Origin of the sequence: Streptomyces sp. NPDC048504 (assembly GCF_043200035.1) — a bacterium.
Classification (GTDB): domain Bacteria; phylum Actinomycetota; class Actinomycetes; order Streptomycetales; family Streptomycetaceae; genus Streptomyces.
Genome location: NZ_JBICXA010000002.1, coordinates 268,236 through 292,125 on the forward strand (window position 1 = coordinate 268,236; position 23,890 = coordinate 292,125).

18 protein-coding genes, 1 tRNA gene and 1 pseudogene are annotated in these 23,890 nt (G+C 70.4%); 9 read left to right on the forward strand and 11 right to left on the reverse strand.

The genetic code is table 11. From position 1 onward, the window contains the following. Nucleotides 1-256: 256 nt before the first annotated feature. Nucleotides 257-1,540, forward strand: coding sequence for a M6 family metalloprotease domain-containing protein (locus ACGFY9_RS05470; RefSeq protein ID WP_393752217.1), 1,284 nt, complete (start codon nucleotides 257-259; stop codon nucleotides 1,538-1,540). Between the two features lie 39 nt (nucleotides 1,541-1,579). Here ACGFY9_RS05470 and ACGFY9_RS05475 read toward each other — a convergent pair whose 3' ends face one another. Together ACGFY9_RS05475 and ACGFY9_RS05480 are read right to left on the reverse strand one after the other, a co-directional pair. Next, a complete protein-coding gene (locus ACGFY9_RS05475; RefSeq protein WP_393752219.1) occupies nucleotides 1,580-2,605 on the reverse strand; it encodes a CU044_5270 family protein in 1,026 nt (341 codons plus the stop codon). Then, nucleotides 2,602-3,252 (reverse strand): RNA polymerase sigma factor, encoded by a 651-nt coding sequence (locus ACGFY9_RS05480; protein ID WP_393752221.1) that lies wholly within the window; start codon nucleotides 3,250-3,252, stop codon nucleotides 2,602-2,604. Before ACGFY9_RS05480 ends, ACGFY9_RS05475 begins: the two co-directional genes overlap by 4 nt. Nucleotides 3,253-3,378: 126 nt before the next feature. Here ACGFY9_RS05480 and ACGFY9_RS05485 point away from each other — a divergent pair, with 126 nt between their 5' ends. The 3 genes from ACGFY9_RS05485 (at nucleotide 3,379) to ACGFY9_RS05495 (ending at nucleotide 7,417) form a co-directional block, all read left to right on the forward strand. Then, nucleotides 3,379-5,505, forward strand: coding sequence for an acyltransferase family protein (locus ACGFY9_RS05485; RefSeq protein WP_393752223.1), 2,127 nt, complete (start codon nucleotides 3,379-3,381; stop codon nucleotides 5,503-5,505). Nucleotides 5,506-5,567: 62 nt separating this feature from the next. Further along, nucleotides 5,568-7,250, forward strand: a complete 1,683-nt coding sequence (locus ACGFY9_RS05490; RefSeq protein ID WP_393752225.1) for an IclR family transcriptional regulator C-terminal domain-containing protein — start codon at nucleotides 5,568-5,570, stop codon at nucleotides 7,248-7,250. Nucleotides 7,251-7,344: 94 nt separating this feature from the next. Further along, nucleotides 7,345-7,417: transfer RNA gene (locus tag ACGFY9_RS05495), tRNA-Arg, on the forward strand. A gap of 229 nt (nucleotides 7,418-7,646) precedes the next feature. Here ACGFY9_RS05495 and ACGFY9_RS05500 read toward each other — a convergent pair. Then, entirely contained in the window at nucleotides 7,647-8,810 is a 1,164-nt protein-coding gene (locus ACGFY9_RS05500) for an epoxide hydrolase family protein (protein ID WP_393752227.1), read from the reverse strand. A 102-nt stretch (nucleotides 8,811-8,912) separates the two neighbouring features. Between ACGFY9_RS05500 and ACGFY9_RS05505 the strand changes: the two genes are divergently transcribed. Then, nucleotides 8,913-9,512: a TetR/AcrR family transcriptional regulator gene (locus ACGFY9_RS05505; RefSeq protein ID WP_393752229.1), complete on the forward strand. Its 600-nt coding sequence runs from the start codon at nucleotides 8,913-8,915 to the stop codon at nucleotides 9,510-9,512. A gap of 217 nt (nucleotides 9,513-9,729) precedes the next feature. On the opposite strand, the gene ACGFY9_RS05510 is transcribed toward ACGFY9_RS05505, so the two are convergent. The 5 genes and pseudogenes from ACGFY9_RS05510 to ACGFY9_RS05530 form a co-directional block, all read right to left on the reverse strand. Next, complete coding sequence (locus ACGFY9_RS05510) at nucleotides 9,730-10,839, reverse strand: DUF475 domain-containing protein (RefSeq protein WP_393752231.1); 1,110 nt, start codon at nucleotides 10,837-10,839, stop codon at nucleotides 9,730-9,732. A gap of 179 nt (nucleotides 10,840-11,018) precedes the next feature. Then, the gene (locus ACGFY9_RS05515) at nucleotides 11,019-12,140 is read right to left on the reverse strand and encodes a GNAT family N-acetyltransferase (protein WP_393752841.1); all 1,122 of its coding nucleotides are present in this window, start codon (nucleotides 12,138-12,140) and stop codon (nucleotides 11,019-11,021) included. Nucleotides 12,141-12,289: 149 nt separating this feature from the next. Next, nucleotides 12,290-12,631 (reverse strand): annotated as a pseudogene (locus ACGFY9_RS05520) (M23 family metallopeptidase); the annotation flags it as partial. An 18-nt stretch (nucleotides 12,632-12,649) separates the two neighbouring features. Next, on the reverse strand, nucleotides 12,650-13,465 hold the full coding sequence (locus ACGFY9_RS05525) for a hypothetical protein (protein ID WP_393752233.1): 816 nt from the start codon (nucleotides 13,463-13,465) through the stop codon (nucleotides 12,650-12,652). Between the two features lie 391 nt (nucleotides 13,466-13,856). After that, nucleotides 13,857-15,044 (reverse strand): MFS transporter, encoded by a 1,188-nt coding sequence (locus ACGFY9_RS05530; RefSeq protein ID WP_393752235.1) that lies wholly within the window; start codon nucleotides 15,042-15,044, stop codon nucleotides 13,857-13,859. A 72-nt stretch (nucleotides 15,045-15,116) separates the two neighbouring features. Here ACGFY9_RS05530 and ACGFY9_RS05535 point away from each other — a divergent pair, with 72 nt between their 5' ends. The 3 genes from ACGFY9_RS05535 (at nucleotide 15,117) to ACGFY9_RS05545 (ending at nucleotide 17,668) form a co-directional block, all read left to right on the forward strand. Continuing rightward, nucleotides 15,117-16,082, forward strand: a complete 966-nt coding sequence (locus tag ACGFY9_RS05535) for an ArsR/SmtB family transcription factor (RefSeq protein ID WP_393752237.1) — start codon at nucleotides 15,117-15,119, stop codon at nucleotides 16,080-16,082. Between the two features lie 136 nt (nucleotides 16,083-16,218). Further along, the gene (locus tag ACGFY9_RS05540; protein WP_033287308.1) at nucleotides 16,219-16,722 is read left to right on the forward strand and encodes a glutathione peroxidase; all 504 of its coding nucleotides are present in this window, start codon (nucleotides 16,219-16,221) and stop codon (nucleotides 16,720-16,722) included. Nucleotides 16,723-16,819: 97 nt separating this feature from the next. Continuing rightward, nucleotides 16,820-17,668, forward strand: a complete 849-nt coding sequence (locus tag ACGFY9_RS05545) for a MerR family transcriptional regulator (protein WP_393752239.1) — start codon at nucleotides 16,820-16,822, stop codon at nucleotides 17,666-17,668. 191 nt (nucleotides 17,669-17,859) lie between these two features. On the opposite strand, the gene ACGFY9_RS05550 is transcribed toward ACGFY9_RS05545, so the two are convergent. From ACGFY9_RS05550 to ACGFY9_RS05560, 3 genes are all read right to left on the reverse strand, one after another. Further along, nucleotides 17,860-18,069, reverse strand: coding sequence for a DUF397 domain-containing protein (locus tag ACGFY9_RS05550; RefSeq protein WP_327403331.1), 210 nt, complete (start codon nucleotides 18,067-18,069; stop codon nucleotides 17,860-17,862). A gap of 242 nt (nucleotides 18,070-18,311) precedes the next feature. Continuing rightward, the gene (locus tag ACGFY9_RS05555; protein WP_033287311.1) at nucleotides 18,312-19,169 is read right to left on the reverse strand and encodes a helix-turn-helix transcriptional regulator; all 858 of its coding nucleotides are present in this window, start codon (nucleotides 19,167-19,169) and stop codon (nucleotides 18,312-18,314) included. 374 nt (nucleotides 19,170-19,543) lie between these two features. Then, nucleotides 19,544-20,296 carry a GPP34 family phosphoprotein gene (locus tag ACGFY9_RS05560; protein ID WP_318016929.1) on the reverse strand — a complete coding sequence of 251 codons (753 nt, stop codon included), beginning with the start codon at nucleotides 20,294-20,296 and terminating at the stop codon, nucleotides 19,544-19,546. Between the two features lie 314 nt (nucleotides 20,297-20,610). On the opposite strand from ACGFY9_RS05560, the gene ACGFY9_RS05565 reads away from it, so the two are divergent. Then, nucleotides 20,611-23,802 carry a D-alanyl-D-alanine carboxypeptidase gene (locus tag ACGFY9_RS05565; protein ID WP_393752242.1) on the forward strand — a complete coding sequence of 1,064 codons (3,192 nt, stop codon included), beginning with the start codon at nucleotides 20,611-20,613 and terminating at the stop codon, nucleotides 23,800-23,802. The last annotated feature ends 88 nt before the right edge of the window (nucleotides 23,803-23,890 follow it).

A 23,890-nucleotide genomic window follows, 5' to 3' on the forward strand; every position in this document is an offset into this window, starting at 1 on the left:
CACATGGCTAAACGGGGAGACGCTCCCCGGTTATTTCCACCTCCACGATTGTTCTGATGTGACCTGAGTCACATTCACCGGGATCCCGGTTTGGATCTTCGCCCGGCGCCCCCGCGGAGCTCCCCGTTCGGCCCCCTACCAGCGAGAAACACACGGTCGGTCTCCTCCAGCGCGCGCCCTCGCGGCACACGACACAGGGTGATCGAAAGGGTGCAGCCGGAGACCGGCGGCTGCCGTTGGCGCGAAGGGTCCCTGCATGCAGCCCAGCCGTCGGATACGCCCGCGCCGCGTGGCCGCCCTCGCGTCCGTGACCGTCCTGACCCTCGCGGTCAGCACCTCGGCCGGTACCGGACACCTCACCCCGGGCGCCACGACGGCGGCGGGCCCGGTCGCGCTCGCCCGCACCTCCGCACTCGGCTCCTGCATGATCAACGGCCCCCTCGACGTCCAGATGTCCGAGGGCATCCCCACCCCGGGCGGCTACTCCCGCTCCACCGGCACGGTCCACGCCCTGACCCTGATGGTCGACTTCTCCGACGCCCCCGGCGAGGGCACCGCCATGGACCGGTACCGCGAGTTCTTCCCCAAGACCCAGGAATGGTTCGCCACCAGCTCCTACGGCCGCCTCGACTACCGCCCCGAGACCCCGGTCACCCACTGGCTCCGCATGCCCAAGTCCTTCAAGTCCTACGGCATAGAGCGCGGCGCGCCCTTCGACCCCGGGTACCGGCAGCTCGTCCAGGACATCGTGGCCGCCGCCGACCCGACCGTGGACTTCCGCCAGTACGACCTCCTGAACGTCCTGGTCACCCCGAACGCCGGCCCCTCGGCCCTGGACACGGTCCTGTCGGTGACGTTCGCGGGCAACACGGAGGCCCCGGTCGCGGACGGCGTCCCGGTCTCCAACGCGTCCTTCGTCTACTCCCGCCAGGACGACGGCTCCGGCTCGTACTCCCAGACCGGCTACCGCGTCCTCCCCCACGAGAACGGCCACGTCTTCGGCCTGCCCGACCTCTACACCCAGTCGGGCGGGAGCGCGGTCGGCCACTGGGACATCATGAGCGAGGACTGGGGCGCCAACAACGACTTCCTCGGCTGGCACAAGTGGAAGCTCGGCTGGCTGGGCCCGTCCCAGGTCAACTGCGCGATGAGCAGAGGGACTTCGGAGTACACCCTGACCCCGCTGGAACACCCGGGCACCGCCGGCACCCGGCTGGTCTTCGTCCCGCTCACCCGACGCACGGGCTACGCCCTGGAGCTGCGCACCCGCGAGGGCAACGACGAGGCGGTGTGCCGGCCGGGCGTCCTCATCTACAAGGTCGAAGCGGACGTGGACACGGGCATGGGCCCGGTGAAGGTGTACGACGCACACCGGGACAGCGGGGGCTGCACCCGGAGCCCCAATGTGCAGGCCGAGCTGTCGGACGCGCCGTTCACGGCGGGCGAGAGCTTCAACGACCCGGGGCGGGGGATCCGGGTGGCGGTCATGGGGGCGGATGCGGCGGGGGACTATCGGGTGACGGTGACGCGGACGCAGTAGGGGGGCGCCTGCCAGGGCGGACGCCCCCTGGCGGCTCACTCAGGACGAGCTGACCGGTACCTCACCCGCCTTGTCCGCGATGCCAACTCCCAGGAGAGCGGCGTCGGTTGTGCCGAGGTAGACGAGACTCGACGAGTCGAAGACCCAGGCGTAGCCCTTCGGGGCGCCCTTGAACGTGAGGCCGACGCCCTCCCGCCCCGCGGCGTCCTTGACGTGGTCGACGACGTTCACGCCCGGGAGCTCGGCGGTGGCACGGTAGATCGCGGCGCTGAGGTCGGGGAGCAGGGTGGCCTCGTCGATGATCGCGCCGAGGTTCTCGACCACGACTTCCGTGCGGCGGGCCGCCGTCACGTTCCTGGCGTCGCCGGAGAACTTCTTCAGCAGCGCGTCGGGGTCGGTGGGCAGGGCCTGGAGCTGCCGGAAGGTCAGGTATCCGGTTCCCCTCATGTCCATGGTCATCTTCTGGGAGGGGTCGGCGAGCGCCACGCCCTTCCGCAGACCGTCCCGCCCGCCGTCCACGGAATCCCACTGCTCCTGCCGGACGGCACCCTTGTACGGCTTCGGCGTGAAGGGCCCCTTGTGCTTCGCGAGCTCCTCGGCACTGCTGAAGTCGACGCCCAACTCGGCCGCCGATCCTTGGGACTTGGTGTAGATGTACTGGTCGTCGCGGACCGTGACCGCCGGGCGGTCGGCCGCCGCCAGGGCGATCCGGTCCAGCAGTCGCGTGGCATTCCGACGGTCGGCGGTGACTCCCGCGGCGGCCGTACCGTGCTTGCCGTCCCGCGCGTTGTCGACCGCCACCGCTCCCAGGCCCACGACGGCGGCCAGGGCCAGCGGCGCGGCGACGAGAACGAGGCGCCGGCGGGCGGGGGACGGACGTGAGGTGGTCGTCGTGGCGGACTGCTCGTGGATGGTCTCGTGCTCGTGGGTGATGTACCGCATCAGGTGTTCCCTCAGTACGCGGTGGCGGCCCTGAGCGAGCACCGGACGGCCCGGCGCGGGCAGCAACTCGGCCAGGTCGTGGTGGTCGGCCGGCTGATCGCGTCGTAGCGGGTCGGTGTTCATCGCTTCGTCTCCTGCGTGGACCGAGCCGCCTGATGGCGGCTATCCGGTGACTGTCCGGCCGCGGCCGGGCGTTGCACTTCGCCGTTCCCCGTGCCGCCCCTGCCTCGGAGTTCGAGTTCGGTGAGCCTGCGCAGGCGTTTCCTCGCGCGCGAGAGCCGGGCCCGTACGGTGCCGACGGCCACGCCCAGGGCCTCGGCGGCCGTGGCGGCGTCCAGGCCCTCCCACACGCAGAGCGTGAACACCTCGCGCTCCCCGCGCCGCATCGTGCTCAACGCCCGCTGCGCGGCGGCCAGTTCCTCGGTGTCGGCCAGGCGCCGGGTCACCTCGTCGGCGAAGTCCGGCACGGGGTCGGGCGGCGGAATCCTGCTGAGCGCGGCCTGGTGTCTGCGCGCCGCCCGCGCGGTGTTGCGCGTGACGTTCGTCGCGATCCCCAGCAGCCACGGGCGCAGGCTGTCGTCACCGGGAAGCACCCGCTCGCGCAGCCGCCACGCCTCCAGGAAGGTCAGCGAGACGATGTCGTCGGCCGTGCCCCAGTCGCCGGTCATCCGGACGGCGTGCCGGTGGACCACCGCGGCGTGCTCGTCGAAGAGGTGCCTGAACGCGTCCGGATCCCCGGCTCGCACACGGGCACGCAGTGAGTTCTCCACACCCTCCCCTGTCCGCCGCCGAGACCGCGCTGCGGTGACCCGCGTCACACGACGACCATGCCTGGGATCGGGAGAGGTGTGGCGCGAGTCACTCGAACTCCCGCTGTCCTGCGGACAGTTCCAGGCATGACGCACACTCCCACGACCGCCGGTCCACCGCGCGACACGGCGCCGGACCGGCGCCCCGGCGGATCACCGCCGTACGGACCCGGCCGCCCCGGCCCTCCGCCGAAGCCGCCGCTCCGGCCCGACATCCAGGGGCTGCGCGGCCTGGCCGTCACGCTCGTGGTGCTGGCGCACGCCGAGGTCCCGTACGTCGCGGGCGGCTATGCAGGGGTCGACGTCTTCTTCGTGATCTCCGGGTTCCTCATCACCTCGGGCCTGCTCCGCGAGGCCGACCGCTCCGGATCGCTCTCCCTGCGGCGCTTCTACGCCCGCCGCGCCCTGCGCATCCTCCCCCTGGCGACGCTGGTGTCGCTGGCCACCATCGCCGGCTGCCGGCTCTTCGCCTCGAAGATCCGCTACGCCGAGTTCATGCACGACGCGCTGGCCGGCGCCCTGTACTTCGTGAACGTCGACCTGGCGCGGTCGGGCACCGACTATCTCCGCGAGGGAAGCTCGCCGTCGCCCTTCCAGCATCTGTGGTCGCTGTCCGTGGAGGAGCAGTTCTACCTCCTGTGGCCCGTACTCCTGCTCGTCAGCTGGAAGTCGACACGGCGACGGTGGCTGCGGGCCCTCCCACTGGGCGCGTTGTGCGTGGTGTCGTACGTCCTGGGTGTCCGGGCGACCCAAACCTCCCCCTCCTGGGCGTACTTCGGCCCGCACACCCGGCTGTGGGAACTGGGCGTCGGTGCCCTACTGGCCTTCGGCACAGAGGCGTTGGAGCGCCTTCCCCGTCAACTGGCCGCCGCAGGAACTTGGTTGGGGCTGGCGGGCATCGGCGCGGCGGCGGTCCTGTACGGCGACGACACCCCGTTCCCGGGCCACTTCGCGCTGCTGCCGGTACTCGGTGCGGCCCTGGTGATCGCGGGCGGCTGCCGTGCCCCGTCGGGATCGATCGGGCTGCGCCCCTTGGCCCGGCTGGGCGACCTGTCGTACGGCTGGTACCTGTGGCACTGGCCGCTGCTGATGATCGGCCCCGCGGCCCTGGGCCGGACCGCCGGGCTCCGGCTGAACCTCGCGCTGTGCGCGGCCGCCCTGCTCCTGGCCTGGGCGAGCCTGCGGCTGGTCGAGAACCCGGTCCGGTTCAGCGCCTCGCTGCGCCGCAGACCGACGACGGCGGTGGCCCTGGGCCTCGGCCTGTCCGCGACCGTCGTGTCCGTCGCCCTCGTCTCGACGTCCTTCCCGCCACCGATCAGCTCCACCGTCCGCGTACCCGGGCTGGCCGAGGCCCTGACGACGACACAGGACCCGGAGTCCCGCCTGACCGCCCTCCTCTCCACCTCCACGACCGCGCTGCCGCGCAACCTGACCCCACCACTCGCCGACATCAAGAAGAAGCGCTCGGCCGTCTACCGCGACAACTGCCACGTCGACTACACCGGCACCCGCTCCCCCGCCTGCGTCTACGGCGACCCCGCCGCGGCCGAGACCGTCGTCCTCTACGGCGACTCCCATGCCGCCCAGTGGTTCCCGGCGCTGGAGCGGCTGAGCCGCCGGTACGGCTGGAAGCTGGTGTCGCTGACCAAGTCGTCCTGCAAGACCGCCGACATCACGACCGTCAACGGCCATGGCCCGTACACCTCGTGCGACACCTGGCGGAAGGACGCGCTGGCACGGATCGCCCGGCTGCGCCCGATGCTGGTCCTGGCCTCCTCCTCCGAGGTGGCCACACCCCTGAAGCCGATGAAGGACCCGCGGCGGGACTGGACGGCTGGCTACGCACGTGTCTACGACCGCCTGGCCCGCGCCGCTGACCACGTGGCCGTCCTGCTCGACACCCCCTGGCCGAACGGCGACCCCGTCGAGTGCGCCGCGACCCACCCCCTCCGCCTGGAGAAGTGCGAGCCGGACCAGCGCGACGCGATCAAGGACCCCACCCTCCGGGAGGCCAACCGCCAGGGCGCCCACCACGCCGGTGCCACCGTGATCGACCCCGAGTCCTGGCTGTGCCCCCGCTCGGGCCGCTGCCCCGTGGTCGTCGGCGACACCTTCGTCTACCGCGACGAGAGCCACATGGCGGAAACCTATGCCGGGGCGCTGGCTCCGGTCCTGGGCCAGGAGCTGCGGAAGCTGGGTCTCGTCGGACGGTGACCCCGGGTTCAGGGGCCCGGGGCTTACCGTAGGGCTGCCGAGATTGCCGTACCGGAGAATCGATGCCCACTGACGCCGCTGACCTCACGCTGGTCGATCCTGCCTCCGCCGTGCCCGCCGAGGCGGTCGCGCCGTTGATCCGGGGGGTCGCGGTGGTGCGTCAACTGACCGAGGCGGGTGGGATGTTGAGCCTCAGCGGGCTCGAACGGGCCACCGGGCTGGCCCGTTCCACGGTCGACCGGATCACCGCGACGCTCGCCCGCATGGGATACGTCCGTCTCGACGGCCGGGACGCGGTTCTCACCCCTCGGATCATGGAGCTGGGCAACGCCTATCTCGCCGCCCTGCGCCTGCCCTCCGTCCTGGACGCCCGCGCGGACGCGCTCGCCGACGAACTGGACGAGTCGGTGTCGCTCGCGGTCGCCGACCGGGACGGCATCCGTTTCATCCACCAGGCCACCCGCCGCCGCGCGATGTCCCTCAGCTTCCGCATCGGCGACCTGCTCCCGGCCGAACGCACCGCGCCGGGACCGCTGTTCGCGACGGAGTGGACGGACCTGGAGTGGCGGCACTGGCGGGAGCGCCGGGCGGTGGACCCGAGGGACGAGGGCTTCCCGGCCGTTCCCCAACGGTCGTCGCCGGGGCCCGATTTCGAGCGGTGGGCCGTCCAAGTGCGGCAGGACGGCTGGGCGTTGGACGACCAGTTGATCGAACCGGGGTTGGTCGCGGTGTCTGTTCCGGTGCGGGACCCCCGTACCGGCACCATCGCGTGCGTGGCGAGCGTCGTGAGCCACACGAGCCGGCACACCGCGCAGGATCTGCGGAACTCCCTGCTGCCCAGGCTGCGTTCGGCGGTACGGGCGATGGAGGAGGACCTGGCGGCGGACCTGCGCGAGGCTTCGCGGGGCGAGTCCGTCGCCGCCCCCTCCGGGCTCGCGACCTGGACGGGGGCGTCCAAGCAGGAGCTCGGCCGGGAGTTCGTCGAGTCCCTCGCCCGCGGGCTGACGGTCCTGACGGCGTTCGGCGAGGACCGCGCCGAGCTGACCCTCACGGAGGTCGCCCAGGCGACGGGGCTGGCGCGGGCGACAGCCCGCAGGGCCCTGATCACGTACGAGCACCTGGGCCTGGTGACCCCGTCGGGCGACCGCCGTTTCGCCCTCACGCCCCGGGTGCTGTCCCTCGGCTTCCCGCCCCTCTCCCGTACGACCCTCCCCGACCTGGCGCTCCCCCACCTCACCGCCCTCGCCTCCCGCATCCACGAGTCGGCGTCCCTGGCGATCCTCGTCGGCGACGACATCCAGTACACGGCCCGGGTCGCCACGAGCCGGGTGATGAGCGTGAACATCGCGGTCGGGACGCGGCTGCCGGCGTATGCGACGGCACTGGGCCGGGTGCTGCTGGCGGACAGGCCGCCGGAGGAACGCTCGGACCTGGGCGAGCTGCGCGCGCTGACCCCTCGCACACTGACGGACCCGGCGGCGCTGGCGGCGGCCCTGGAGACGGTCCGTTCGCAGGGGTACGCGCTGGTCGACGAGGAGTTGGAGGCGGGGCTGCGTTCGATCGCCGTACCGATCCGCGACCGTACGGGCAGGGTGGTCGCGGCGCTGAACACGCCGACCCATGTGGCCCGCCGTACGGTCGAGGAGGACGTCCGGGACATCCTCCCCGAGCTGACGGCGACGGCGAGCGCGATCGAGGCGGACGTGCGGGTGGCGGGCCGCTTCACGCGGGTGTCGGCGTCCTGAGCCCGGTGCCCGTCCCCGCCTTGCCCTCCCCCACCGAACCGACTCCCCAAATCCGCTACCCTGTCCTGGACCGCCTTCCGGGGCGATCCGTCCCGCCTTCGTAGCTCAGGGGATAGAGCACGGCTCTCCTAAAGCCGGTGTCGCAGGTTCGAATCCTGCCGAGGGCACTTCACAGATGGTTGCAAGACCGTGATTGGTTTTCATCCCGGTCTTCCCCTTCTGGTGGTCCTTGTCGCGAGCGGCGGCATCCCGTGCCCACGGGATGACCGCCGTTTCGTGTGCAGCCCGCGTCACTGCTTCGATCGTGTCGCCGGTCAGGGTGATACGGCACGCACAGCCCGGCCCTCAGGCCCGTGAGAAGACTCGCTCATTGCCCGCCGAGCTCACGCGGTGGTGTCAGGAACGAAGGGTGCGCAGGCCGGTGCGGATTTCGCTGACCAGGATCTCGGGCTGTTCCAAGGCCGCGAAGTGGCCGCCCTTGCCGGCCTCGCCGTAGTGGATCAGATTGCTGTAGGTGTCTTCGATCCAGCTGCGTGGCAGGCGTGGGATGTCCCTCGGGAAGACGGTCACCGCGACCGGAAGTGTCACCTTCGGGCCGGCGAAGGTGAGCGATCTGTTCTCCCAGTAGATGCGGGCGGACGACGCCGCGCTGTTGGTGAACCAGTAGAGGGATATCGCGTCGAGCATGTCGTCGATGCTGAGGGCGTCCTCGGCGAGCCCGTGGTTGTCGGTCTTGGACTGGAACTTCTCGTAGATCCAGGCTGCCTGGCCTGCGGGAGAGTCCGCCAGGGCGAATCCGACGGTCTCCGGCTTCGTGCCCTGAAGGTGGTTCGACCCACCGAGATCGCCGGTGTAGAGGGCGAGGGTCTCCACGGCGTGGCGCTGTTCGGGCGACAAGGTGTCGGGTATTCGCGTGGGAAAGGCGTACTGGGTGTTCAGATGAATTCCGAGAAGCCCCTCAGGTCGCATGGCCCCGAGGGCGGTGGTGATGACGGCACCCCAATCGCCGCCCTGCGCGGCCCAGCTCGTGTAGCCGAGACGCTTCATCAGCTCCGCCCACGCGCCGGCGATGCGCGGGACGGTCCACCCGGTCTCCGTGGGCTTCTGGGAGAACCCGAACCCGGGGAGCGACGGGACGACGACGTCGAATGAATCGGCGGCGTCTCCTCCGAACGCAACCGGATCGGTCAGCGGGCCGATCAGCTTCAGGAACTCGACGATCGAGCCCGGCCATCCATGCGTGAGGATCAGCGGCATCGCGTGGGGATTCTTGGACCTGACGTGGATGAAGTGGATGTCCAGCCCGTCGATCTCCGTCAGGAATTGGGGAAAGCGATTGAGCTCGGACTCGAAGCGCCGCCAGTCGTAGCCGCGCTCCCAGTGGTCGACCAGAGACCTGGCGTTCTCTACGCGAACCCCTTGCGACCAGTCGTCCACCGTTTCCGGATCCGGCCACCGAGTTCTGGCCAGTCTCTGCTTGACGTCGTCGATCTCCGATTCCGGGATCGAGACGGTGAACGGGCGGACGAGCGTCGAGGCAGGCGGCGTCGGTGCGGTCATCGCCTTCTTCCCCTCTCCTGGGCTTCGAAGCACAGCGCAACCCTCCGCTGCACACGGCTGTACAGTCAATCTCACTGTACAGCAGTGTGCAATACTGGGGCCATGTCCACCGAGTCCGCCCGTGTGCGCTCGACGATCGAGACACGCAATCGCATCCTCGACGTCGCCCTCGATGTGCTGGGAGAGAACGCCGACGCCGGAATGGGCGACATCGCCTCCGCCGCCGGCGTCGTCCGTCGCACGGTCTACGACCATTTCCCCTCGCGCCTCGACCTGGTTTCGACACTCACGGAACGGGCCGTCACCGAGATGACAGCCGTGCTCACCGAAGTCAACGCCTCCGGCGCGGAAGCGGACGCGACGTGGGCCGAATTCATCGCCCGCCTCTGGCCGGTCACGCACCGGTACCGAGTGCTGCTGGCGCTGCGCCGCGGCGAGTACGGCGAGGCGATCCACGGCCTGCTCGGGCCGGTCGACGAGCTCCTCGCCGACCTCGTGAAACGGGGCCAGGACGGCGACGTGTTCGCTCAGCACCTGCCGGCGGACATGCTGAGCCAGGTCGCCTACGGCGTCGTGTTCGCCGTCGCGGACAGCGACCAGTCGAACGGGACCGTCGGCGCCCGAGCGGCGACGATCACGAGCCTGCTGATGCTGGGAGTTCCCGAGACACGCGCAATCGCTCTCGTGGGCGACCGTCCCTGACCCGCGGCACTCAGTATCCGGCGAGAACAGTGTGATCCCGCCGATGTCGGCGGGTCTCCAGTCGCGAAAAGGCCACACTCCGCGCGCTTCGAGGAACACGACAACCCTCGTACGCCGGTGCCGACCGCCAGATCAACAGCCCGGCCATGGCCGTCGCCGCCATGGCCATGGCCGTCGCGCCTCTGTTCCGGAGAGCAAGGTGCCGTGGGGCGAGGGCTCAGGGGACCTTCGCCGTATCCACAGCCTCCGCCGCCCCCTCGGCTTCCGCGAGTGCCTTGTTCCGGCGGACCGAGGACCAGAAGGACCAGCCGATCAGGATGACGCCGACCAGGCCGGTGATGACCTCGTTGATCTGGTACTGGATGGTGACCATGAGGATCACGGCCAGGGCGCCGATCGCGTAGTGCGCGCCGTGCTCCAGGTAGACGTAGTCGTCGAGCGTGCCCTGGCGGACCAGGTACACCGTCAGGGAACGGACGTACATCGCGCCGATGCCCAGGCCGAGGGCCATCAGGACGATGTCGTTGGTGATGGCGAACGCGCCGATCACGCCGTCGAAGGAGAAGGAGGCGTCCAGGACTTCGAGGTACAGGAACATGAAGAAGGCCGCCTGGCCGGCGAGGACGACGGCCGAGCGCTCGCTCTCCCGTTCCCGTTCCTCCTCCGCCTCCAACCGGTCCTCGAAGAAGCCCGAGAGGCCGCCGACGATCATGTAGGTGATCAGGCCGGCGATGCCGGAGACCAGGACCGTCTGGGCCTTGTCCGCGTGGGCGCCGCCGTGCTGGTGGGCGTGGGTCGCGAAGGTCATCGAGGTGATCAGGAGGACGATCAGCGCGATGCAGACCGACAGCATGTCGACCTTGCCGAGCTTGGCCAGGGGGCGTTCCAGCCAGTCGAGCCACTTGATGTCGCGGTCCTCGAAGATGAAGTCGAGGAAGATCATCAGCAGGAACATGCCGCCGAAGGCCGCGATCGCCGGGTGGGCGTCGGTGACCAGCTGTTCGTAGCGGTCCTTGTCGGTCAGGGCCAGGTTGACCGCGTCGTACGGATTGAGCTTCGCGGTGACCGCGACGATCACGACCGGGAACGCCAGCCGCATGCCGAAGACCGCGATCAGGACGCCGACCGTGAGGAAGATCTTCTGCCAGAAGGCCGACATCTTCTTCAGGATCCCGGCGTTGACCACCGCGTTGTCGAAGGACAGCGAGATCTCCAGGACGGCGAGGATCGCGATGACGCCGAACGCCGTCCACCCGCCGTACCAGACTCCTGCGGCCAGGCCGAGCGCGGTGACCGCGAACGACCAGCGGAAGGTCTTCAGAAGCACGGGTTGCCCCTTCCTGTTGTCGCGCGGTCGCCCGCGGGCCGGGCACAACAGCCCTGACCATCATCGGCGTTGTCTACCACGACCGCCTGTCGTACAGGTGACGGGGGAGGCCCGGAGAGCGCGGAAGGGGCCCCGACCTTCAGGTCCAGGGCCCCTCGCCGATGGATCGTGCCGCATCGTCACTTCTTCGTCGGCACCTTGCCCGTCGTACGCAGGGTGCCCACCGTCTTGAGGAGGCGGTCCGCCGGGTCGCGCAGGGACTCGTGGGCCAGGACCGTGTTGCGCAGGCCGCGGACCGGGCGGCGCCACAGGCGGTGGGCCGCCGCGACCGGGTGGGGGCGGGTGGCGAAGCCCTCGCCGACCCGCAGTTCGCGGGTCTTGAGCCAGTCCTTCCACTCCTTGTCGCCGCGCCCCAGGTCCATGAGGCGTACGCCGTGCCGGCCCGCCTCCTCGGCCATCCTGAGGTGCATGATCAACCCCGGTGAGTAGTACCGGAGTTCGGGGTCGTACGCCGTGAACCAGGCGGCGAACAGCGTGCGGGACGTCGGGCCGAAGTGGGCGGCCACGGGGCGGTCACCGGCGTAGAGGACCGACAGGATGCCGGTGAAGTGTTCCTCGCGGACGCGGAACAAGTGGTCCACCAGGTCCACGATCCACTGGCGCGCGAAGCGGTCCATGCGGCCGGTCCTGCGGTACTGGGCCGACTTCCAGCGCATCAGCGTGTGCAGCACCTCGGGGTCGCGTTCGTCGTACACGAAGCGCATCTCGCCGAGGTCGCGGCCGAGGCGGCGTTCCTTCTTCAGGGTCGTCTTGGCGATGCCCGGGTACGCGCCGCGCAGCCACTCGGGGTAGGGGATCTCGCCGTCGCCGTCCTTGAGGTCGATCACCGGGGACGCGAAGGTGCCCGTGACGTGGCGGCCGAACGGCTGTTGTTCCTCGACGAGATGGTCGAACTCGAAGACCGACAGGCCGCAGGCCCGCAGGAGTTGCTGGACGTCCCAGGTGACACCGGGCCGGTGCACCAGAGCCTGGCAGTCGGAGAGGCCCAGGCCGATGGCCCGGCCGACGCCGACGGGGTTGCGCTCGTACGGGAAGAAGCCGACCGGCTCCCCGCCCTCGTGCAGAACCGCCACCTGCGCGCCGCCGCGGTGCCGGCCGACGCCGTCCGCGAACTCCGGTGCCAGGAAAGGGTTCGCGTAGTCCGGCGACTCGTCCATCGCCTTGTGCCAGGCCTGGCGGAGCGTGGTACCGAGCTCCTCCGGTCTGTGGATCGTGATGTCCGCCTTGCCGGCGGATCGCATGGATCGCATGGGCGACCGTCCCCCCACATTTCCCCCACGACGCGTCGTCCGCGTCCTGCCTACGTATCCCAAGGTACGACGAGACACGAACAGTTCGGCAGGGCTCAAACGTCGCGAAACAGTACGGACGCTGTCAAGGATGCCTGTGGTCACGGAAAGGCACGGATCACCCTTCCCCGGTACAGCCGCCCCGGAATCCCCGTGAACCGCAGGTCCAGGCCGACCCCGTCACGCTCCGCGTGCAGGTGGAGGTGCGGCTCGGTGGTGTTGCCGGAATTGCCTGTCTCTCCTATGAGTTGACCCACGCGCACCGTCTCCCCCACGCTCACCGTCAGTGAACCGGCCCGCAGATGGGCCAGTTTGACGATCTCCCGCCCGGTGTCGATGAACACGTGGTTCCCGTAGGCGGGTTGATAGCGAGCGCGCCCGCCCGGCCGCGTGTCCTGGTCCTCGAACGCGTCCTCGGCGGAGACCACCAGCCCGTCGCACGGGGCCCGTACGGCCCGCCGTTAAGCGGCGAACGCGGTCAGTTCGCGGTCGCGGCGCGTACGGGTCCCGTAGCGCCCCAGGCCCACCAGGTCGACCGCGCCCCGCTGTTCGGACACCCGGGCGTGATGGTTGAGCGGCCGGCCGCCGCCCTGCACGACGTACCACTCCCCCTCCAGCGGAAACCGCAGCGGCCGCGAGAGCGGCGCACGCCAGGTGTACGTCCGCGCGACGCCGACCAGCACGAGGAGCGCCACCAGCAGTACGACCCCGCCCGCGAGCCCCAACACCCCGTCCCCCGACGGCAGTCCGGCCGGCCGCGAAGCGGAGCCGAGGGCGGCTACGGCGACTCCCGCCTCGACCGTACGGCGCGGGAGGCGCGGCTGCTGGGCGGGGGCGCCGAGGCCTTCGGCGAGGACGTAGCAGGCGGCGAGGACCGCCAGGTCATTGAGCCAGGCGGTGCGGTCCGGGGCCGTCCAGAGGGCGACGACGTTCCAGAGGACGAGGAGGAGGACCAACAGGCCGTACGGCGGGCGGAGTCGGCGCCTGCGGGGCGGGGGGTGGCGGGCGCCTTCGAGGGACAGGGCGGTGAGTTCACCGTCCGGCGCCGCACGGGCCCAGGCACGCACCTGACCCTCCTCACCGGTCACGAGAAGGCCGTCGGGACTGTCCGTCACGGTGACGGGACGGCCGGTGCGGGTCAGGATCGCCTGGACGATGCGCTCCAGGGGCTCGGCACCGACCGCGTCCGCCACGCGTGGGGCGAGACGGGCTCTCTCCTCCGGGGCAGCCGCGAGGAACCTCAACAGGGCGTCGGCTTCCGGGGGTTGGGTCGTCAACGGGGACTCCCCTCGGCAGGCACGGCGATGCGACGGCTGGCACCGGGAAGCGGGACGCCGCTCCGAGCCCGCCATGGAGACTCCGGCAACGCGCCGGACTCGGGCGGCCGGGGCGACGACGGCTCGGGAATCGACGGGGCTCCCGCGGCAGACCTGGTCATGGGACGGCTCGCGCGGGGAAGTGGGGTCGCGGCTCCGGGGCAGTGGCAGCCGCAGTGGCTCAATGAGGCGTCGGCGCGCGGCTGTTGAGGTGACGAGGAGTGCGGCGGCAACAGGTGCTCCCTCGGCGTGTGCGACTCTGCGACCGACGGTCGGGTAGGGAAAAGGAAGACGACAGGGCGCCCGGCGCGGTTCTTACCCCTCCCGGCGGGCGCCCCAACACCCTGTCCCCTTACGCCGTTTGCACCTCCGGGACCTCACTCCGTACCTGTCGGCCGAGCGCCGCCAGAGCCAGAGTCACCGCTACCGATGCCAGTGCCACCAGGGTCATCGCCGTCGCCGGTGTGGTGAGTTGGGCAATCGTGCCCGCGACGGCCGCTCCCACGCCCTGCATGGTGAGCATGCCCGCGGAGCGCAGGCCGAGGGCGTGGCCCGCGAGTTCGTCGGGGGTGAGTTCCATCAGGCGCTCCTGGAGGACGAGGCTCGCGCCGTAGCCGATGGAGGCCACGCCGACCGCCATGGCGGCCCAGGGCATGCCCGGGCGGAGGGCGAAGAACAGGTACGGGGTGGCCAGGAGGAGGCGGAGGGGGATGTCCAGGCGCGTGCGCAGGGTGCGCGGGACGAAGCGGCCCAGGGTCAGGTCGCCCACGAACATGCCCAGGGCCGCGCTCGCGAACAGCGCGCCCGCGGACCCGGAGTCGTAGGAGACGTAGAGGGATTCGCAGCCGACGATCAGGCCGTTGGGGACCCACATGCCGAGGTAGGTGAGGCGGCGGGGGCGGGAGGACCACAGGAGGGCGTTCGTGCGCCAGGTCGCCGCGACGGAAGGGCGGCCCGCCGCGCGGGGTGGGCGGGCGGTCAGGCCGAGGCGGATGACCAGGGCCGTCGTCGCGTACAGCGCCGCCGACATGAGGAGACAGGCCCTCGGGGAGAGCAGGGCCAGCAGGGCCCCGCCTGTCGCGAAGCCTGTCACCTGCATCAGGCCCGAGGCCATGTTGAAGACCGAACGGCCCAGCAGATAGCCGTCCTTGGGCAGGATCTCGTTCAGCAGGCCGCCGCTCACCCCGCCGCCCAGGGAGGCGATCAGGCCCTGGAGGAACACGATGCCGAAGATCGCGCCGATCGGCAGACCGGGGAGTGCCAGCAGGGCCGTACAGACGGCGAAGGCGGTGTTGATGCCGGTCAGGGTGACCCGCGGGGGCAGGCGGTCGGCGCCGGAGAGGAAGAAGGTCGCGCCCAGCATCTGGGCGAGCTGCGGCCCGAACATGCTCACCGCCGACAGTAACGGGGACTCCGTCGCCTTGTAGACGAGGGTGGCGAGCGCCAGGCCGCTGATCGTCAGGGCCGCGTTCTGGGCGGCGAAGGAGAAGAAGAACGGGGTGTACTCGGGGGTGCGGAAGAGCTCGCGGTAGCTGCGCATTCGGGGAGTCTGCGGGGGTGCGGGTGAGGGTCCTATTCTTTCGCTCGGACGCGAAACAGGGAGGGTGCGCTGATGGGGTTGTGGCAGCTCAACGCGGACACTCTCGCGCGGAGCCGGTTCGTGCTGTCGTCGTTCGCCGAGACCTTCGCCGCGCTGAAACTGCTGCACGCGGGGGTGGGCGCGCACACCGGTGAGCAGGTGTGGCTGCGGGACCATCTGCCGCACTACCGGGGCCTGTTGGCGGCCGATCCGGTCACCGGTCTGCTGGTGCGGGCGGGGCTCGGCCGCACCTGGGGCGCCGACTTCCTCTGCCCGACGCAGACGGACCGGGAGTCGTTCGCCGAGACCGTCGCCCGGGTGCGGGAGACCCGGCCCGAGGACGCGCGGGACGACCTCCGCGTCTCGCTCGCCGGACCGCTCCCCGCCGCCCTGGAACGCGACGATCTGCCCGAGCGGGCGGCCCGGCTCCTGGAGTACGTCTGGGAGGAGACCGTACGACCTTACTGGGCGCGGCGACGGCGGGTGCTGGAGGCCGATGTGGTCGCCCGGACCGCGCAGGTGAGCCAGGGCGGCTGGGCGGCCGTGCTGGACACGTTGTCGCCGGGGCGGACGCGGTGGCTCGGGGAGAGCCGGCTGCAGATCAATCTGCACGCGAATCCGCCGCGGGAGATCTCCGGCGCGGAGCTGCTCCTCATGCCCGTGACGCCGAAGGGCGGATGGGTGTCGTGGGAGGCGCCGGACCGGTACGCCATCGTGTACCCGTGCGCGGGCGTCCTCGCCGACCACGGCGGACGGCCCGTGCCGGAGAGCCTGGGGGCGCTGCTGGGTCCCTCACGGGCGGCCGTGCTGATGCTGCTCGGGTCACCGATGAGCACCAGCCAGCTGACCGCCGTGACCGGGCAGGCGCTCGGCTCGGTGGGGCGGCATCTGCGGGTGCTGCTGGACGCGGGGCTGGTGGAGCGGCGGCGGGCGGGGAGGTCGGTGCTGTATTCGCGGACGGCTGCGGGGGAGGTCGTGGTGAAGGCGGCGGGGCTCTAGAGGCACGGCCGGCCGGTGGAGCTTTGGACGCACGGCTGCCGGCAGACCCGTAAGTCCAAAGGCGCATAAGCCCCTAGACCGGTAGGCACATGGGCCCCGTGGGGAGAACGACATTTACCGGAGTTAGCATCCGGTTATGACGACTACAGAGAACACGGGTCCCCTCGGTGTCGAGATCGGGTCGCTCACGGGCGGCTCGGCGGACCTCTCGCAGTACGCGGGCAAGGCCGTCCTCGTGGTGAACGTGGCCTCCAAGTGCGGGCTGACCCCCCAGTACACGGGCCTTGAGCGGCTCCAGGAGCGGTACGCGGCGCAGGGCTTCACCGTGCTGGGCGTGCCCTGCAACCAGTTCCTCGGGCAGGAGCCCGGCAGCGCCGAGGAGATCGCCGAGTTCTGCTCGGCGACGTACGGCGTGACCTTCCCGCTGACCGAGAAGGTCGAGGTCAACGGGGACGGCCGGCACGAGCTGTACGACCGCCTCGTCGGCTTCGCGGACGGCGAGGGCCACACCGGTGACATCCGCTGGAACTTCGAGAAGTTCCTGATCGGCCGCGACGGCACGGTGCTCGCCCGCTTCTCCCCGCAGACCGAGCCGGAGTCGGCCGAGGTCGTGGCGGCGGTGGAGACGGCCGTCGCCTAGGACTGTCGTAGACAGGTGTTGACCTTGCCCTTGGGGCAAGGCTGAGCGTCCTTGTCGCCGGGCGGACAGAAACCGCCCGGTGACGGAGGATGCGAGGGTGGACGACGACCTGCTGACCATCGGCGCGTTCGCGGCCCGGGCACGGCTTTCGGCCAAGGCGCTGCGGCTGTACGACCGGCTCGGGCTGCTGGCGCCGGCTCACGTCGACGAGGTCAGCGGCTACCGCTACTACCGCGCCGGCCAGGTCGAGCGGGCCCGACTCGTGGCGCTGCTACGGCAGTTGGACATGCCGTTGGCCCGGATCGCCTCGGTGGTGGAGGCCGACGGGAGCGACGCGGCCGATCTCCTCGCCGCGTACTGGACGGACGTGGAGACCCGGGTCGCCGGGCAGCGCACGCTCGCCGAGTACCTCCGTGCACGACTGTCGGGGAGGAGCTCCGAGATGTACGGAAAGTTCGTGGTCGAGACGGTCGAGGTACCGGAACAGGTACTGATCACCGAGACCCGGCACACCCTCGCGGACGAGTTGCCGGCCTGGATCGGCGCCTCCCTGGGGCGACTTGAGGCGGCGGCGGAGGAGTGCGGGGGCGTGAGCGCGGCTCCGTTCGTCGTCTACCACTCCGAGGTGTCCATGGAGAGCGACGGCCCGGCCGAGTCCTGTGTACCGGTCGCGGACGAGGCGGCCGCGCGGGCGTGGGCCGCACGGCAGGGGCGGGCCCGGCAGACGGCGGTCCGGGTGGAGCCCGCAAGGACGCTGGCGTACGCCCGGATCACCAAGGCGCAGGTGGCGCATCCGCAGATCCTGGCCGCGTTCGAGGCGGTGGAGCAGTGGGTCGCCACACAGGGGCTGCGGTACGCCGGGCCGTGCCGCGAGGTGTACTTCGCGGACTGGGAGGCGGCGGGGCCCGGGGACCCGGTGTGCGATGTGGCGTTCCCTGTGGAGTGAGGCACCGGTCGGCGTACGGCGCCCGGCACAAGCCGAGCCCCCTCGGCCAGGACGGCGGGCCAGTCGAGAGGGCTCTTCTTGAAGCGCTTGTACCGCGTGTACCGCCTGTACTGCCTGTACTGCATGTACTGCCTGTCGTGCATGAACTGCACTGTGCTGCTTATGGAGTTGTGAAAGGTGAACCAGCCGCATCAGTGAAGGTCGTGCGCCCCCCGCGCGACATCTGCCACGAAGGCGTTCCACGAGTCGGCGGGGAAGGCCAGCGTCGGACCCCCGTCGACCTTGGAGTCCCGTACGGCCATGGCCGCGAGAACCGGCGACTTGATCTCGACGCATGCGCCGTTACCGGTGGAGTACGAGGACTTGGTCCACATGTCCGCGGCGCCCTGACGAATTGCCATTTTTGCTCCGGTTATGCCAGTTGATGAGTTGCTGTCACCGCGCGTCACGTCCGACCACGAACGCATCGGACGTACAACACGGTTTGCGCCAAAGCCTGTTGCTCGATGGCGTGATCGACGCTACTCGCCAACATCGGCGCGCGAAGCGGCCATTCACTCGACCGGGTGGCATATACCCCTGGTGTCTTCCATCCCGACCGGCGGAAGGTGTATTCTGCGGCACCTTCCGCCAACGGGGCCCCTCAGCGCGCGTATTCCTTCGCGATGTCCGCGATGAACTGACGGGACTGGTCCACGTTCAGGGCCTGCGCCCTCAAGTGCTCGTACATCACGCTGTACTTCTGGACGTCGTTCGCCTTCTCCAGGTACAGGTCGCTGGTGACGCCCTCGATGTAGACGACGCTGGAGTCCGCCGCGTCGGGGAACTCCAGGATCGCGTACTGCCCGTTGAGCCCCGGATGGGCGCCCATGTCGAACGGGATCACCTGCACGGTCACGTGCGGCAGCTGGGACTGCTCGACGAGATGCTCCAACTGGTCCCGCATCAAAGAGCGGTTGCCGACCACGCGGCGCACCGCGGACTCGTCCATCACGGTCCACAGCCGCAGCGGGTTCTCCGGCGCGGAGATCCGTTCCTGCCGGCGCAGCCGCACCTGGACCCGCTTCTCGACATCGGCCAGGGCGGTCTCGGGCAACGCCCCGGTGATGAGCGCCTCGGCGTACTGCCGGGTCTGCAGCAGACCGGGGACGACCTGGGGATCGTAGACGCGCAGGCTCGCCGCGTCCGTCTCCAGCCCGATGTAGACGCTGTACGGGATGTCGCCGAAGGAGTGCCACCAGCCTTGCTGGCGTGAGTCCTTGGCCATCTGCATGAGCGAGTCGACGATGCGGACGTCCTCGACCTCGTAGACCCCGCACAGGTCGCGGACGTCGCGCTGGCTGATGCTGCGCCGGCCGTTCTCCAGCCGGCTGATCTTCGACTGCGACACCAGCAACCGCTCGGCGACTTCTTCGGCCGTCATGCCCTTGAGCTCTCGGAGTCGACGCAACTCCTGGCCCAACCGGCGTCTCCTGACGGTGGGATTGACACTTGACGCCACGGGAACGTGCACCTCCGGCTGCATGCCTCTGCTTGCCACTGCTTACTGCTGCGTACTGCTCACTGCTTGCCACTTGCTTGCCACTTTGCGTATCTGCTGTTGAGCAGACTGCCACCAAGGTGGTTTCTACCGCTGGGAAACGGTGGATATGCGGCAGGTACGAGCCGGGTTCGGGTTGCCCGAGGCGTCCGCGAAGGCGGCCGTAGATGCGGCCGAGCGGGGTGGAGAGACGTTACGTCTACTCCACCCCGCTCGGACCAGCGGCTCCCGAACCGGGTCTTGGGGACTGCGGTGCGGCGTGTACTGCGGTCGTGCGGTGGTGCCGGTCGTGCGGTGTGCCTCCGCGGTGCCGGCGTGTGCCGTGGGACTGCGGCTCAGTGAGCCACGGCGCGCGCCATGGTGCCGCGGTGCGGCTGCATCGGAACACCACGAGCCGGTTCCGGTGGCCTTGATCCGGGCGCGGCCTGACGGCCGGCCGGGGCCGGGCTACGGCGTGGCTGTGCCGCCACTCCGTTCTGGACGTCCATCACGGCGTGCGCCACGAGTCCGCCCATGGGGTCGTGCCTGATCAGGTCCCGCAGCCGGGAGCGGGACGAACGTCCCTCGTTACCCGGATACAGGTGTTTGCCGAGACCGACCGCGTGCGCCAGTGCGGCGAGCGCGGCTGTCCGCGGGTCCGGTGGCACACCGGTGCGGATCGCGGAATCCAGCCGGGCCCTGATCTCCCGGCTGATGTCGTTGTCCGTCGCTTGGTAGCGAGTCGTCGGCAGCACCCCGCACATCTGTCCCGCCACGGCATGCACCATGCCGCACCGCTCCAGATGCGAGAGGTAGGTCTGGCGAAGTCCCAGTCGGGGCCCGCCAATCCAGTTCACTGCACGTACAGGAGCGCCACGCCTTCGCAGCAACTCCAACGCGCAGTCCAAAGTCGGATCTCCGGTCGGCCGTGGTACCACCACGGCGATACGATCCCCGTCTGGGGCTATCCGTCCGGCCAGCGCCAGCTCCACTAGCTGTGCTCCGGCCAGACCGAGGTCGAGCGACTGCGGCTGTGCAGTGGTACCCGTGGCCGGGTCCAATGCCAGCAACAGAAGCTCTTCCGGAAGTGTTCTGCGGCTCCTGCCCATCCATGCCTCCCCGCGTGGATGAATGACAGGGTGACCCCTCTCACATTGGTCTGTCGAGGGTGCGTGACCGCTTCGTAGTGGAACCGGTAGGTATGTCGTTCTCGTCTACCGGTGGGGTTAAGCCCGCACACAGGACACTGGTACATGGTTCGGACAGCGGTGTTGATGCGTTGTCCGGACGACGGGTAAGAGATTTCCCAGCCGACATCCAGCTGGCTTCCAGCTGATTTTGTTGCTGTTTTTGTAGCTAACTCGGTTATCTCGGTCGGTTCGGTTGACGCACGCGGCGCGTGCGGCGCATGGAGGAGGCATCGGTGGCGGGCGAGTCCCCCGACAGGTCGAAGAAGCGCGAGTCGTCGGCAGAACCGACGCCGGGGAGCGCGAGTCCGGTTCCTGAGGCCAGGGGCGAGCGCGATCCCCGGTTGGCGGTGGCCCGCGAGGACGCGACGCCGTCCACGGCTCAGCGCGGGGGCGTGGACACGGCGACGAAGATCTTCTCGATCCGGGAGCTGCGGGAGGAGACGGAGACCGGCGGGTCCGGTGACGCCGCCGACGCCGCTGCCGCCTCCGAGGACGCCGATTCGCAGAACCCTTCCGCCAAGGGCGGGCCGAGCGGATCGGCCGGGCCGGGCGGCTCCGAGGGCGATGCGCGGTTGCGTGCGGCTGTGGCGGCCTGGGTGTCGTCGGGGTCGGACGGGGCGAGGCCGACCGGCACCGAAGGCTCCGAGGACGCGGAGAGGTCTGCCGGGGGCGAGACGGCTGACGTGACGGAGGGCTCGGGGGACGTTGCTACGGCCGAGGGTCCCGAGGACGTGGAGGCGCCGGCCGGGGGCGAGACGGCTGACGTGACCGAGGACTCGGGGGACGTTACTACGGCCGAGGGTCCCGAGGGCGCGGAGACGCCCGCTGGAGCGCCGGAGACGGAGGACGGCGAGGACTCGGGGGAAACTTCCGTCTCCGGCGCCTCCAAGGGCGCTGAGGCCGCTCAGGAGGCCGACACGGGCGAGCGGGCCGAGGGCGCGGGTGCCGGGGTGACTGGCGACCCCGAGGACGCCGAAGCACGCGATTCGGCTGACGCCGAGGGCGGGTCCGAGGACGCCGACGATGACGTGACCGAGGGTGAGCAGGTCGCTGCCGCTGCCGCCGACCCGGAGGACGACTCCGAGGCGGACGGGGCTCCTGCGACCGCGGAAGCCGACGAAGCCGACGAAGCCGACGCGGATGCCGACCCGCACCCGGAGGCCGCCGACAGCGAGCCGGTCTCCAAGGCGGACAAGACCCCCGTGGCCGCGACGACCGGCGAAGCCAGTACGGATGCCGACGCGCGCCCGGAAGCCACCGACAACGAGCCGGTCCCCAAGGCGGACAAGGCTCCCGTGGCCGCGACGACCGTCGATTCCCACTCGGGTGCCGACGCGCGCCCGGAAGCCGCCGGCACCGCCTCGGGCGATGACCCCAAGGCGGGCGAGAGCGCTGAAGCCGGGTCCGCGGAAGCCGAGGTGGACGAGGCCGCGGCCGGCGCCACCCCGGAGTCCGCCGAAGGCAAGACGTCTGCCCGAGCGACCGACGCGAAGCCTGACGGTCGGCCGGAGGAGTCCGCCGAAGGCGACACGTCCTCCGGCGCGAGCGGGCCGGAGACCGATGAGAGCCCGGAGTCAGCCGAAGGCAAAGCGTCGACCGACGCGGGCGGGCCGAAGACCGAAGACCGCCCGGAGTCCGCCGAAGGCAGGACACCCTCCGACGCGACGCCCCCGAGGACCGACAGCCGCCCGGAAGCCGCCGAAGGCGACACGGCCGCGGACCCCCGGACCACCGGCACCGGCACCGGCACCGAAGACGCCGTCCCCTCCGGCGCGGAGCCGAAGGCCGCCGACGGCGGGAAGGCCCCCGAGGGGCCACCCGCACCCGGCGACGAGACCCGCACGGGCGGTGCGGGTGGGAACAGCAAGACGGCCGATGGCGGAGCCGAGGCCGTCGATCACCCGACCACCGTCTTCAAGGCCGTACGACCGCCCAAGCCCGCGGTGGACCAGCCCACCACCATGCTCAAGGCACCCCCGGCTCCGAAGACCCCCGAAACCCCCGCCGAACGCACCAGCAGGTTCGTCGCCCTCAAGCCCCTCGACGAGCCCCGCAGGGAATCGCCCCGCAGGGAAACACCCCCGAGGGACGCCACCCGCCCCGTCCCCCAGGTCGGCCCGGAGCACACCACCCAGCAACCGCTCCCCCCGAAGCCCCCGCTGGACCTCCTCGCCGAACTGACCAACACCCCGCCGCCCCCGGAAACCCCGGTCCGCACAGCGATCCGCAGGGTCAAGATCTGGACCCCGCTGGTCATCCTCCTGGCGATCGTGTTTGCAGTAGTACAGGCCGTACGCCCGCTGCCGACCCCCTCCCTCACCCTCACCGCCGACGACTCGTACACCTTCGCCGGCGCCAAGGCGAGCCTCCCGTGGCCCAGCGAGGGCCAGGGCTGGATGGACGTCAACGGCATCGGCACGATGGGCAGCTTCGGCAAGCAGACCCCGGTCGCGATCGGCTCCGTGGCGAAGGCGATGACCGCGTACATCGTCCTCAAGGACCACCCGCTGAAGGCCGGCGCGGAGGGCGAGAAGATCACCGTCGACGCCACCGCCGAGAAGGAGGGCGGCTACGACAAGGACGGCGAGTCCACGCTCAACACCGTGAAGGCCGGCGACGTCCTCACCGAGAAGCAGGCGCTCTCGGCGATCATGATCCCCTCGGCGAACAACATCGCGCGCCTGCTGGCCCGTTGGGACGCGGGCTCCGAGGCTGCGTTCATCAAGAAGATGAACGACACCGCGAAGTCACTGGGGATGACGAACACGACGTACACCGACGCGTCCGGTCTCAAGGAGACCACCGTCTCCTCCGCCGAGGACCAGGTGAAACTCGGCAACCAACTGGTCAAGATCCAGGCGCTGATGGACATCACCAAGCTGCCGAGCTGGGTCGACCCGTCCGGTCACAAGTGGACCAACTACAACCGCCTGGTGCCGTACAACAACTCGCTCGGCATCAAGACCGGCACCACCACCGCGGCCGGCGGCAACCTGCTCTTCGCCGCCACCAAGGAGGTCGGCGGTGAGACGGCCGTCGTCGTCGGCGCGATCCTCGGCCAGCACACCGCGCCGATCATCGACACCGTCAACGCGGTCAGCAAGACGGCGATGCTCGCGGCGCAGGACGCGATGACCTCGGCGAAGATCCTGAAGAAGGGGACCGTCGTCGGGTACGTCGACGACCAGCTCGGCGGTCACACACCGGTCGTCGTCACCAAGGACGTCGCGGCGGTCGGCTGGGCGGGCCTGAAGGTGAAGCTGTCCTTCGCCCCCGACGCCGTACCGCACACCGCGAAGGCCGGCACCAAGGTGGGCACGCTCACCGTGGGCGACGGTTCGAGCGGTGCCGTCAAGGTGCCGGTCGCTCTCCAGAAGGACCTCGCGGAACCGGCCTTGACGTCCAAGCTGACCCGCCTCGGCTGACCCACGAGGCGCCGCACGTCACCCCACCCCGCCGGCCGGGCACCCGCCCGGGAGCTCACCGGCGGGGTGCGTGCTAGCGTCGCGAATC